The 11,400-nt window shown below is 60.7% G+C and carries 10 protein-coding genes and 1 tRNA gene; 5 read left to right on the top strand and 6 right to left on the bottom strand.

Features of this window, described 5'->3' with window-relative positions; genetic code table 11:
- Window positions 1–21: 21 nt before the first annotated feature.
- Entirely contained in the window at window positions 22–2,013 is a 1,992-nt protein-coding gene (locus C5J24_RS16055; protein ID WP_105419256.1) for an FUSC family protein, read from the bottom strand.
- Between the two features lie 132 nt (window positions 2,014–2,145).
- On the bottom strand, window positions 2,146–2,676 hold the full coding sequence (locus tag C5J24_RS16060) for a hypothetical protein (protein WP_105419258.1): 531 nt from the start codon (window positions 2,674–2,676) through the stop codon (window positions 2,146–2,148).
- 227 nt (window positions 2,677–2,903) lie between these two features.
- Here C5J24_RS16060 and C5J24_RS16065 point away from each other — a divergent pair, with 227 nt between their 5' ends.
- The 3 genes from C5J24_RS16065 (at window position 2,904) to C5J24_RS16075 (ending at window position 5,352) form a co-directional block, all read left to right on the top strand.
- A complete protein-coding gene (locus tag C5J24_RS16065; RefSeq protein ID WP_105419633.1) occupies window positions 2,904–4,118 on the top strand; it encodes an NADP-dependent isocitrate dehydrogenase in 1,215 nt (404 codons plus the stop codon).
- A 74-nt stretch (window positions 4,119–4,192) separates the two neighbouring features.
- Window positions 4,193–4,654 (top strand): GNAT family N-acetyltransferase, encoded by a 462-nt coding sequence (locus C5J24_RS16070; RefSeq protein WP_038542420.1) that lies wholly within the window; start codon window positions 4,193–4,195, stop codon window positions 4,652–4,654.
- 68 nt (window positions 4,655–4,722) lie between these two features.
- A complete protein-coding gene (locus C5J24_RS16075) occupies window positions 4,723–5,352 on the top strand; it encodes a glutathione S-transferase family protein (RefSeq protein ID WP_105419259.1) in 630 nt (209 codons plus the stop codon).
- Window positions 5,353–5,362: 10 nt separating this feature from the next.
- Here C5J24_RS16075 and C5J24_RS16080 read toward each other — a convergent pair whose 3' ends face one another.
- The 4 genes from C5J24_RS16080 to C5J24_RS16095 all read right to left on the bottom strand — a co-directional run bounded on the left by C5J24_RS16080 (window position 5,363) and on the right by C5J24_RS16095 (window position 10,034).
- Window positions 5,363–6,253, bottom strand: coding sequence for a cell wall hydrolase (locus C5J24_RS16080; protein WP_245446661.1), 891 nt, complete (start codon window positions 6,251–6,253; stop codon window positions 5,363–5,365).
- A gap of 332 nt (window positions 6,254–6,585) precedes the next feature.
- On the bottom strand, window positions 6,586–8,208 hold the full coding sequence (locus C5J24_RS16085) for an ABC-F family ATP-binding cassette domain-containing protein (protein ID WP_105419261.1): 1,623 nt from the start codon (window positions 8,206–8,208) through the stop codon (window positions 6,586–6,588).
- Window positions 8,209–8,290: 82 nt separating this feature from the next.
- Window positions 8,291–9,787 (bottom strand): trigger factor, encoded by a 1,497-nt coding sequence (gene tig, locus C5J24_RS16090; RefSeq protein WP_046636873.1) that lies wholly within the window; start codon window positions 9,785–9,787, stop codon window positions 8,291–8,293.
- A 162-nt stretch (window positions 9,788–9,949) separates the two neighbouring features.
- Window positions 9,950–10,034, bottom strand: a tRNA-Leu gene (locus tag C5J24_RS16095).
- Window positions 10,035–10,762: 728 nt separating this feature from the next.
- Here C5J24_RS16095 and C5J24_RS16100 point away from each other — a divergent pair.
- Together C5J24_RS16100 and C5J24_RS16105 are read left to right on the top strand one after the other, a co-directional pair.
- Window positions 10,763–10,909: a DUF1127 domain-containing protein gene (locus C5J24_RS16100; protein WP_080951229.1), complete on the top strand. Its 147-nt coding sequence runs from the start codon at window positions 10,763–10,765 to the stop codon at window positions 10,907–10,909.
- A gap of 251 nt (window positions 10,910–11,160) precedes the next feature.
- Window positions 11,161–11,304: a DUF1127 domain-containing protein gene (locus tag C5J24_RS16105; protein ID WP_007762204.1), complete on the top strand. Its 144-nt coding sequence runs from the start codon at window positions 11,161–11,163 to the stop codon at window positions 11,302–11,304.
- Window positions 11,305–11,400 lie beyond the last annotated feature (96 nt).

An 11,400-nucleotide genomic window follows, 5' to 3' on the forward strand; every position in this document is an offset into this window, starting at 1 on the left:
GCCTGAGGAAATCGGCAAGCCTCATGCCGTTGCGGGATAAAGCCTGCCCAGCATCGTGCCTATCATTTCGACGCCAACCCGACTGCCGTGCTTGAAGATCGGCAGATGGCGGCTGGCGGCTCGGCTCGGCTTGCGCTTTACCACGAAACATTCCGAACCGCGGGCCGAAAGCGCTCCGATAGTGTTCAATACATCCTCCAGCGCCGCCAGTACCTCACCTTCCGGCTTCTCTCCCGCCCGGACCGCATTGCGGGCGAAGATCCGCGCCCAGTAGGTAGCGCCGAGGAAGATGCCGAGCGTCTGGCGAACCTGGCCCGGACGGCTGACGACCGACCAGCTGGTGCCAAGCGGGCGCGCGGCGAGCGTGACCTCGCGATAGGCGGCATCGAGCTTGTGAGAGAGTGCGATGATCTCGAAACCGCTCCGGCCCTCCCTGACCGCGGAAAGAAGTTCGCGCAGGCCATCGAACCAGCGCCCCAGCGCGAGATCGAGGGTCGAGCGGGTCGATGCCGGGAAAACGAGGAAGGCGACGATGGTTCCCGCAATCGCGCCGATCAGCGTTTCCTCGATCCTGAGCTGCAGGAGGTCGAGGGTCAGCACCCCGGTCAGGCCATAGACCAGGCAGAGCACAATCGAGATGAAGAAGGTCATCGCCGCATAGGAAATCTGCAGGCAGTAGAAGCCGAGGAAGATGCAGAGCACCGCGATCGGCACGGAAACCAGCGGATAACCGCTGATCAGCGTTGCCAGCACGAGCCCGGATGCAATGCCGAGCAGCGTGCCAATCGAGCGCTGAAGGGCTCTGATCGCCGCGTCACCGCGCGACTTGGTGTTCGTGAAGATCAGGAAGGCGGTCAGCACAGCCCAAAACCAGCGGTCGCGCGACAACAACAGGCCGAAAACCATCGCCAGGCTCGATGCGATCGTGATCTGCACCGCGGATCGCATCACCGGGTTCCTGAGCGAGAAATCGATTTTTGCCGAAGCCGGCGCGGCAGCGGCATCCTCGATGGCCCGGAAACGGTCGCGCCGCCCGTCCTCGATGGCTTCGGTCAAGGCCATCCTGACCTTCTGCAGCCAGATCAGGGCGGCTGCGCTTTCCGCCACCCGGTCGTCGCCCGCGACCGCCGGGCTGGCCACGATCTTCTCGGCCATGCCCTGGTCGCCCTCGATCAGCGCATGGACGAGCATGAAGGGCGGCAGCGCCTCGAAGGAGAGGACGATCACGCTTTCCGCAGCGAGATGCACGTCGAAGATTTTCATCGTGAGAGACGTGAGCGGTTCGTCCTCCGGATCGATCGTGCCGTCTGCCGTGCGGGGAAGGAAACCTTCGGCCATCAGCACGACGTCCTTCAACCGCTCCTCGAGCTGCCGCAATTCGCGCCGGTCACCATCCGAGACGATCCCGCCGCTCGACAGAACCGCGAGCTTCATCAGGATATTGCCCACCCTGCCCTGGATCGCCACCAGCGACTGCAGAAGATCGCGCCGCCAGTCGTCCGGTAAGAGATAGGTGCGGACCAGATGGCCGGTAACGACCGCAATCACCGGACCGATGGCTCCGAGCGGAAGGTCGGAAAGGCTCGGCTTGAGGTAGGCGCCCATGAAATAGGACGTAAATGCGAACATGCCGACCGCAAATCCGCGCGGTCCGTAGACGCGCCCGACGGTAGCGCCAGCGATGACGACCAGGAACATCGGATCGGAAATGTAGCGGTAGTCTTCGAGCACAGCGGCCAGCCCGACGCAGACGAGGCTGACCACGCCGCCGATCAGCCGCGTCTTCAGCTGGTCGGACGGCAGCCGGTCGCGGACAGCAACGCCGCCTTCGATCGACAGGATGATCGCAAGTCCGTAGGCGATCGTCGGTAACGCCAGGCCGGCGACGTGGATGAGCGCAAGGCAGGCCACCGCGGCGATGACGGTCAGGGTCACCCGTCCCGCCATGCGCAGGCGCGACAGCGCCGGGTCGTTGGCGAGCAGCCAGTCTCGGATCTTCGCGGCAAACCTCATCCACTACCTCAGGCGGGTGCCGATACCCGCTCCTGGCCGCCGACTATATCGCCTGGGCAAGGTTTGGCGAGACCAAGCATGGGTCTCAAGGCCACGATCGAGAGAGCGACATGCCGCCCGATCATCGCCGAGTTACTCGCCCTTGGCGATCGACTGCATCTCTTCGATCACCGAATCCCGCTCGCCATCGGCGACGCGGTGGATGTCGTCGATGACCGGCTTGCCGGCTTCCTGGATGATGTCGAAATGCAGTTCGTTGACGCTGTCCTTCACCGCCGCCTCATCGACGCAGGTCCACATCTTGAAGGTCACGGTAACATCGGTCATGCCGTTGGCGCCCGGTGCCGAGGTCGTCTTGATGTCCTTCAGCGGACAGCCGTCCTGCGACGAGGTGATCACGTCGTAACCGAAGGGGTCGCCCGGCTGGTTGTTCTCCGTATCGTATGCCGGGTGCTTGGCGGCTTCCGCATAGGCGCCCTGGAATTTCTTGCTGAACAGGCGAGACAACGGATCGGCATCGAAGATGTATTTCCATTCGCTGTCGACGGTATTCCAGTTGTCCTCGGTGATCTTCATCACCTCTTTCACGGGATCGGTCACATCAGCCGCCGCAGTGAGGGTCGAGATCAATGAAAAGGCAAGGGCAAGCGGCAAGGTCCGCATAAGATCAAATCCGGCTGTTGGAGAGCGATTTGGCCGGACATTAATCAGGCATTATGGTTTGGCAAGGGCAATCGTCCGCAGGTCCGGACGCGCCGCGATTTCTCGCACGAAAAGCCGCATATGATGGCCTCAATGCCTTTGCGTTCCAGCCCGGCGATGTTATAGCGCACCCACTGGTGTCCACCCGTCGGGACCTTGAGGTCCCTTCTATGTCCAAGAGGAATTCCATGCAAAAGATCAAGGTAGCCAACCCGGTCGTCGATCTCGACGGCGACGAGATGACCCGCATCATCTGGCAGCTCATCAAGGACAAGCTGGTCCTTCCCTATCTCGATCTCGACATCGAATATTACGACCTCTCGGTCGAGAACCGCGACGCCACCAACGACCAGGTGACCATCGACGCCGCCAACGCCATCAAGAAGCACGGCGTCGGCATCAAGTGCGCGACGATCACGCCGGACGAAGCCCGCGTCAAGGAATTCAACCTCAAGGAAATGTGGAAGAGCCCGAACGGCACGATCCGCAACATTCTCGGCGGCGTCATCTTCCGCGAGCCGATCATCTGCAAGAACGTGCCGCGCCTGGTTCCGGGCTGGACCAAGCCGATCGTCGTCGGCCGTCACGCCTTCGGCGACCAGTACAAGGCAACCGATTTCAAGTTCCCTGGCAAGGGCACGCTGTCGATCAAGTTCGTTGGCGAAGACGGCCAGGTGATCGAGAAGGAAGTGTTCAAGGCTCCGGATGCCGGCGTGGCCATGGCCATGTACAACCTCGACGAGTCGATCCGCGATTTCGCCCGTGCTTCGCTGAACTACGGCCTGATGCGCAAGTGGCCGGTCTACCTGTCGACCAAGAACACCATCCTCAAGGCCTATGACGGCCGCTTCAAGGATATCTTCGAAGAAATCTTCAATGCCGAATTCAAGGAACAGTTCGACGCGCTGAAGATCACCTACGAACACCGCCTGATCGACGACATGGTCGCAGCAGCGCTCAAGTGGTCCGGCGGCTACGTCTGGGCCTGCAAGAACTACGACGGCGACGTTCAGTCCGACATCGTTGCCCAGGGCTTTGGCTCGCTCGGCCTGATGACCTCGGTTCTGCTTTCGCCCGATGGCCGCACCGTCGAAGCGGAAGCCGCCCACGGCACCGTTACCCGTCACTACCGCCAACACCAGAAGGGCCAGGAGACCTCGACGAACTCGATCGCCTCGATCTTCGCCTGGACCCGTGGCCTCGCACATCGCGCCAAGCTCGACGACAATGCCGACCTCGCCAAGTTCGCTTCGACGCTCGAAAAGGTCTGCGTCGACACCGTCGAAGCCGGTTACATGACCAAGGACCTGGCGCTGCTCATCGGTCCGGATCAGCCGTGGCTCTCGACCACCGCCTTTCTCGACAAGGTGGACGAAAATCTCAAGGTGGCCATGGCTGCCTAAGTCCGAAAAATCGGCTAATCATTCGACGGCGGGGAGCAATCTCCGCCGTTTTCTTTTTGTGAGGAAGTTTCGCCATGACCGCCACGACGACACCTGCGATCATCCGTCCGCTCGAGCCAGCCGACCGCACCGCCTGGGAACCGCTCTGGGAAGCCTATCTGCGCTTCTACGAGACCGTGTTGCCGAAGGAGATGTACGATCTCACCTGGAGCCGGCTTCACGATCCCGCCGAGCCGATGCATGCCCTCGGCGCATTCGACGAGACCGGCAAGATGATCGCCATCGCGCATGTCATCTTCCACCGATCCTGCTGGCTGCCCGAATCGACCTGTTATCTGCAGGACCTCTATGTCAAGAATACCCTGCGCGGCCGCGGAACCGGCGCAGCCCTGATCGAAGCGGTGGCAGATCTCGCGCGCGCAAACGGCGCCGGACGGCTCTATTGGCTGACGCAGGAGAGCAATGCGGCCGCACGGCGGCTCTACGACCGCATCGCCCAAAACTCCGGCTTCATCCAGTACCGGAAGGCGCTCTAATTCGCCCTGGCGCCTTGATTGAAAAGCAAGCTGCACCAAAACATAGACATCACTGCCGGGAGGACCACATGTCAGATGAACTTGTGCTTTACACGAACCCGATGTCACGCGGCCGGATTGCCCGCTGGATGCTGGAGGAGGTCGACGTCCCCTATCGTACCGAAATCCTGCATTTCGGCACGACGATGAAGGGCGATACCTACAAAAGCGTCAACCCGATGGGCAAGGTGCCGAGCATCATGCACGGCAAGACCATTGTTACCGAATGCGCGGCGATCTGCGCCTATCTGGCGGATATCTTTCCGCAGGCGGGTCTTGCCCCCGCCCCTGCCAAGCGCGCCGATTATTACCGCTGGATGTTCTTTGCGGCCGGTCCGCTGGAAGCAGCCGTCAGCAACCGCGTGCTCGGCTTCGAAGTGCCGAAGGAACGCGAGCGGATGGTCGGTTACGGCACCTATCAGGGCGTCATGGATACGCTGGAGGCGGCTGTCCGGGCGAACGCCTATATCGCCGGCGACACGTTCAGCGCCGCGGATGTCTATGTCGGCTCGCAACTCGGTTACGGCTTGCAGTTCGGCACGATCGAAAAACGCGCCGCATTCGAACAGTATTTCGGACGGCTCGCGCTACGCGAGGCCTACCAGCGGGCCAACGACAAGGACAATGCCGCGGCTGCCGAGCTGCAGAAGGCAGGATAGGCTTCAGGGATCAGCGGTCGACCCCGGCCGGCGATCGTTTGGGCGACGGTGTCGGTATCGGCTTCGCGTTGCCGGTGTCGAAACGCAGCATCCACTCATTGCTCATGGAGCTGGCAAGGATCACCGGCGCGACTGAAGGCTTTACAGGCTGAGTTCCAGCCGGCTGGATGCTGGCGGAACGGATCGCCAGGGGATCCGGCCGCTCGATCGGAACCGGGACATTCGTCGCCACCATCGGATCCGTGCCGGTCGCCGGGATCGACGCAACGTCGAATTCCTTGGCCTGGATCAGGCTGAACGGGTCGGGATTGCTCTGCACAAGGGCGAGCACGTATTCATCGACGGGCTTCGGCGGTGGCGTCTGCAGATCCCCGTCCCTGCCGCGCTTCTCGTAGAACGCATTGCCGCCGGCAACCGTGACATAATGCATGTTCTGGTAGGGGAACCGTAGGCCGGCCGTGTGAAAGAACATGGCATCCTTGACTTCCGGGTTCCGCTCGCCGCGAATGATCGCATCGACGGCGGCATCGAGTTCCGGAACCGTCGCCTCATTCATCGCCCGGGTCATCACGCCCGGTGCGAATTGCCGCTCCTGGGCGACGATGCCGCAAATGGTGGACGGATAGGCGTCGGAGGTCAGCCGGTTCATGATCACGGTGCCGACTGCCATCAGCCCTTCACGGCTCGATCGCTGGGACTCGAAATACATCGCCCGCTTCATGCAGTCGCGATCGGCCGGCGTGTAATGGTAGACCTGTTTCTTGGAGACCGGCGCCGGCTTCACCGTCGTGGTGGTGGGAGAGATCGACGCCGTCGTCTGCGCCGACGTGCATGCCGACAGGAACATCATTCCAACCAGACCGATTGCCGGTCGGAGAAAGGCCTTATCGCTCGCCGTCATGAATATCCCCCCTGCGGTATAATTCCAGAAATCGCTACGGCGTGAAAAGGGATACCTTAAAAACTGATTCAGATCAAACGGCATATGAGACAATCAAAACTGTGCAGAAAATCGTTCCGGCTGCGGGTCGGCCTGACGGTAAGCCCCCTCGAACCGAGGTCTTTCCGCGCGTGCCGGAACGACGTCTTACGACGGTCTTCCTAACGGAAAGTTGACTTCCCGCGCTGCAGTTCACGGATATCCGGCGGACAGCTTACGAAGAAGCCACAGCGTCCGCCGGCCGGAAACGATGGAGGCCGACGCCGCTTCGCCCCTGCCTCCTGTCTTGATCCTTAGCTTCTCAGCCCCGGCGCCTCGTAACCGGTGCGTTCCACATATTCCGTATAACCGCCGTCATAACGGTGGATGCCATCGGGCGTCAGTTCGAGCACGCGATTCGACAGTTCGGCGAGAAAATGCCGGTCGTGGCTGACGAACAGCATGGTGCCTTCGTATTCCGACAGCGCCTTGATCAGCATTTCCTTGGTGTCGAGGTCCAGGTGGTTGGTCGGCTCGTCGAGGACGAGGAAATTCGGCGGGTCGAACAGCATGGCCGCCATCACAAGGCGCGCCTTCTCTCCGCCGGATAACACCCGGCACTTCTTCTCGACATCGTCTCCTGAAAAGCCGAAGCAGCCGGAAAGTGCCCGCAGCGACCCCTGCCCCGCGCGCGGAAACTGTTCTTCCAGCCATTCGAAGACGGTCAGGTCGCCGTCGAGGAGATCCATGGCGTGCTGGGCGAAATATCCCATCTTGACGCTGGCGCCGACCGAGACGCTGCCTTCGTCCGGCTCGGTCGAGCCCGTTACCAGCTTCAGCAGCGTCGATTTGCCGGCGCCGTTGATCCCCATGATGCACCAGCGCTCGCGCCGCTTCACCATGAAGTCGAGACGTTCGTAGATCGAGCGGCTGCCGTATCGCTTGGCGACATTCCTGATGTTGACCACGTCTTCGCCGGAACGCGGCGCGGGCTGGAATTCAAAGGCGACCGCCTGGCGGCGCTTCGGCGGCTCGACGCGTTCGATCTTGTCGAGCTTCTTCACTCGGCTCTGCACCTGGGCCGCGTGGGACGCGCGAGCCTTGAAGCGCTCGATGAACTTGATCTCCTTGGCGAGCATCGCCTGCTGGCGCTCGAACTGGGCCTGCTGCTGCTTTTCGTTCTGGGCCCGCTGCTGCTCGTAGAAACCGTAGTCGCCGGAATAGGTGGTGAGCGACCCGCCGTCGATCTCGATGATCTTGGTGACGATGCGGTTCATGAACTCGCGGTCGTGCGAGGTCATCAGCAGCGCGCCGTCGTACCCTTTGAGAAACTGTTCCAGCCAGATCAGGCTTTCGAGGTCCAGATGGTTGCTCGGTTCGTCGAGCAGCATGACGTCCGGACGCATCAGCAGGATGCGGGCGAGCGCCACGCGCATCTTCCAGCCGCCGGACAGCTTGCCGACATCGCCATCCATCATCTCCTGGGTGAAGCTCAAGCCGGCGAGAACCTCGCGGGCGCGACCTTCGAGGCCGTAGCCGTCGAGCTCCTCGTAACGCGCCTGCACCTCGCCGTAGCGTTCGATGATCTGATCCATCTCGTCGAGCCGGTCCGGATCGACCATCGCCGATTCGAGTTCGTGCAGTTCGGCGGCGACGACGCTCACAGGACCGGCGCCATCCATCACTTCGGTGACGGCGCTGCGGCCGGCCATTTCGCCGACATCCTGGTTGAAATAACCGATCGTAACGTTCTTTTCGACCGAGACCTGCCCTTCGTCCGGCATTTCAGAGCCGGTGATCATCCGGAAGAGCGTCGTCTTGCCGGCCCCGTTCGGGCCGACGAGGCCGATCTTCTCGCCACGGTTCAGCGCCGCGGAGGCCTCGATGAAGAGGATGCGGTGGCTGTTCGATTTGCTGATGTTTTCAATACGGATCATGGGCGGCGGACTCGGGAGGTTTCATCACAACAAAAAGCCGGGTCGTCGCCGACCCGGCTTTTCTATCCAATCAATGCGAAGGTTATTCGGCGCTGTCTTCAGCGGCCTTCTTCTTCGGAGCAGCCTTCTTCTTCGGAGCGGCAGCTTCTTCGCCTTCGGCGGCTTCGTCAGCAGCCTCAGCCTTTGCAGCCTTCTTCGGAGCGGCCTTCTTCTTGGCCGGCTTTTCAGTGCCTTCCGAGCCTTCCTCGTCTTCAGCCATCAGCTCTTCCTTGGTCACGACCTTGTCGGTGACCTTGATCTCGGAGAGCAGCTTGTCGACGACCTTCTCTTCGAAGATCGGCGCGCGCAGCGAGGCGGAAGCGCCGGGGGTGTTGCGGAAGAAATCGAGAATTTCCTTCTGCTGGCCCGGGAACTGCTGGAGCTGCGCATAAAGGGCGCGCTGCATTTCTTCCTCGGTCACTTCGACGCCGGCCTGTTCGCCGATTTCGGAGAGAACGAGACCGAGACGAACGCGACGTTCGGCAAGCTTGCGATACTCGACGCGTGCGTCTTCCTCGGTCGTCTCTTCGTCTTCGAAGGTCTTGCCGGACTGCTGCAGGTCGGTGTTGATCTGGCGCCAGATGTTGTCGAACTCGGCGTCGACGAGGCCCTGCGGGGTGTCGAACTGGTACATGCCGTCGAGCTGGTCGAGGATCTGACGCTTGACCTTCTGGCGGGTGACGTTGCCGTACTGGCTTTCGATCTGGCCGCGGACGATCTCCTTCAGGCGATCGACGGATTCGATGCCGAGCTTGGAGGCGAGTTCGTCGTTGATCTCGAGAGCGGCCGGAGCTGCGACTTCCTTGACGGTGACGTCGAAGGTGGCTTCCTTGCCGGCAAGGTTCGCGGCCGGATATTCGGCCGGGAAGGTCACGTTGATGGTCTTCTCGTCACCGGCCTTGACACCGACGAGCTGGTCTTCGAAGCCCGGGATGAAGCGGCCGGAGCCGAGAACCAGTTCGGCATCTTCGGCGGTGCCGCCGTCGAAGGCAACGCCGTCGACCTTGCCGAGATAGTTCATAGTGACGCGGTCGCCATCGGCAGCCTTGCCCTTCTTGGTCTCGAAGGTGCGGGCGCTCTCGGCGATCTTCTCGATCTGCTCGTTGACTTCGTCTTCGGTGACTTCGACGACTTCGCGAATGACGGAAAGGCCGTCGGTCGGCTGCAGTTCGATCTCCGGGATGACTTCGTAGGAGAGCGTGAATTCGAAATCGACCTCGGCGTTGAGGATCTTTTCCGCTTCGTTCTCGTCCTCGGTCATGGCGACCGACGGCTGGGTCGCCGACTTCTCGCCGCGGTCGGTGAGGATTTCGGTCGGACGTTCGCGGACGATCTCGTTGACGAGATCCGCCATGATCGACTTGCCGTACATCTTCTTCAGATGGGCGATCGGCACCTTGCCCGGACGGAAACCGTTGATGCGGACCTTGTCCTTGGCGTCGGCGAGGCGCACGTTCAGCTGCGCTTCCATATCCCGCTTGGGGATAACGACCTTGATTTCGCGCTTCAGCCCTTCAGCGAGCGTTTCGGTAACCTGCATTTTCATACCTTCATATCGTGGCGGCGGTGCTCAGACAGCCGTTGGTTTCAATGAGCACATCGCCGGAACTTTGAGAGACCGGCCGCGGCTTCAAGGAGCGCCGATCCTTTAGCCAGAACCGGCTCGGACCGCACTCCTGGCGGTTTTGATGCGGGGCGGTTCTGGTGCGGGTAGAGAGACTTGAACTCCCACGCCTTGCGGCACCAGAACCTAAATCTGGCGTGTCTACCAATTTCACCATACCCGCGCCCCAGCCGCGTCGAAAATCCTCGTCGCACAAGGCCTTCCGGAGCGCGCGTCTCTATATCACCCGTTTCGGCGCACGCAAAGGGAAAATGACGCTTTTTTGGCAGCTCCGAGAAACCGCGGTGAATAGGCGAATTTGCTCCCGCCGCGCCCGGTCGAACCGGCGATTATCGGGATATTTAACTTTTTATTAAATTCTAATGTGTACATTGGAATCAACGGCGATGTGAGCCATGCAATAGCCGCATGCCATCCATACGGATATTGCACTGCACAATTTCGCTGCAATCTCATAATATGCAAATACGGAGATTGATTGAAGGTTTCGATCTCTCTGGTTTGGACGGCTTGGCGCCCGACCTGAACGATGCAGATGCCCTCGGGAAGTCTCCCGTGACAGGAATTCGAGCCGCGCACTCCTCCTCCCAGCGCGGGCTTGATGGGACTGGCGATCCTCCTCCTCCCAAATCGCCAGTCGTTACAAATGACGCCCACCGGACCTCCTCCCCCGGTGGGCGTTATTTTTTGTCCTGCAGCATGCGATCTGCCCAAAACCAGCGCAAAATTTCAGCACTCCTGCATGGTAAACGATCTCGTAATGCGCCGGATGCATAGGTGGCATTCCGAATAGGCGCTGTTACTTTTTGCAGCGCAGCATATATTACCGGTCATGAGATTGAAGTCAGCGCCGAATGGGCCGCTGGCAAGGGCCTAGAAAGGGACAAGATCATGAACATCGCACAGAAGCTCACCACCTGGCGCAAGTACCGCGAAACCGTCAACGAGCTCGGCCGCATGAGCGACCGCGAACTCAACGACCTCGGCATCGGCCGCGCCGATATCCGCCGCGTTGCCCGGTCTGCCGTCGGCTTCTAAGCCTCGCACGGACATTGCTGCTCCATCCAAAAGCGCCTCCTTCGGGAGGCGCTTTTTCTTTTTGTTCATGGAAATTTAAGGCCTAAAATTCCTGCCTGATTTTCGACCTGCGCCACAAATTTCAGCGATCTCTTGCACATTTGCATGGCAGTCGCACATTTTTTGCACTGCACATTCTTATTATGCGGATGTATAAGACCCTCATCGCTGATGACGACAGAGCATCAGGAAAAGATCTTGAGGAAACAACCATGAACCCGATCCGTATCGCCAAGAACTGGATCAGCTACCGCCGCACGATGAACGAGCTTGGAAATCTTTCGAGCCAGGCCCTCAGCGACATCGGTCTGACCCGCTACGACATCCGCCACATCGCGGCCCGCTCTTTCCGCTAATCCGCTTCTCGCAGGCGGACCCGCACGGCACGAGGCCGTTGCGGCGAGGTTAAAGCGGTCCGAGAGGACATCCAAGGACGTATCAAAGGCACCTTC

The organism is Neorhizobium sp. T25_27, from assembly GCF_002968565.1.
Lineage (GTDB): Bacteria > Pseudomonadota > Alphaproteobacteria > Rhizobiales > Rhizobiaceae > Neorhizobium > Neorhizobium tomejilense.

Bases quoted from the DNA above. Each gene is read 5' to 3' on its own strand.
- C5J24_RS16100 (WP_080951229.1), top strand. From the start codon at position 10,763: ATGAACATCGCACAGAAGCTCACCACCTGGCGCAAGTACCGCGAAACC.
- C5J24_RS16060 (WP_105419258.1), bottom strand. From the start codon at position 2,676: ATGCGGACCTTGCCGCTTGCCCTTGCCTTTTCATTGATCTCGACCCTC.
- C5J24_RS16085 (WP_105419261.1), bottom strand. From the start codon at position 8,208: ATGATCCGTATTGAAAACATCAGCAAATCGAACAGCCACCGCATCCTC.
- C5J24_RS16075 (WP_105419259.1), top strand. From the start codon at position 4,723: ATGTCAGATGAACTTGTGCTTTACACGAACCCGATGTCACGCGGCCGG.
- C5J24_RS16055 (WP_105419256.1), bottom strand. From the start codon at position 2,013: ATGAGGTTTGCCGCGAAGATCCGAGACTGGCTGCTCGCCAACGACCCG.
- C5J24_RS16065 (WP_105419633.1), top strand. From the start codon at position 2,904: ATGCAAAAGATCAAGGTAGCCAACCCGGTCGTCGATCTCGACGGCGAC.
- C5J24_RS16105 (WP_007762204.1), top strand. From the start codon at position 11,161: ATGAACCCGATCCGTATCGCCAAGAACTGGATCAGCTACCGCCGCACG.
- C5J24_RS16080 (WP_245446661.1), bottom strand. From the start codon at position 6,253: ATGACGGCGAGCGATAAGGCCTTTCTCCGACCGGCAATCGGTCTGGTT.
- tig (WP_046636873.1), bottom strand. From the start codon at position 9,787: ATGCAGGTTACCGAAACGCTCGCTGAAGGGCTGAAGCGCGAAATCAAG.
- C5J24_RS16070 (WP_038542420.1), top strand. From the start codon at position 4,193: ATGACCGCCACGACGACACCTGCGATCATCCGTCCGCTCGAGCCAGCC.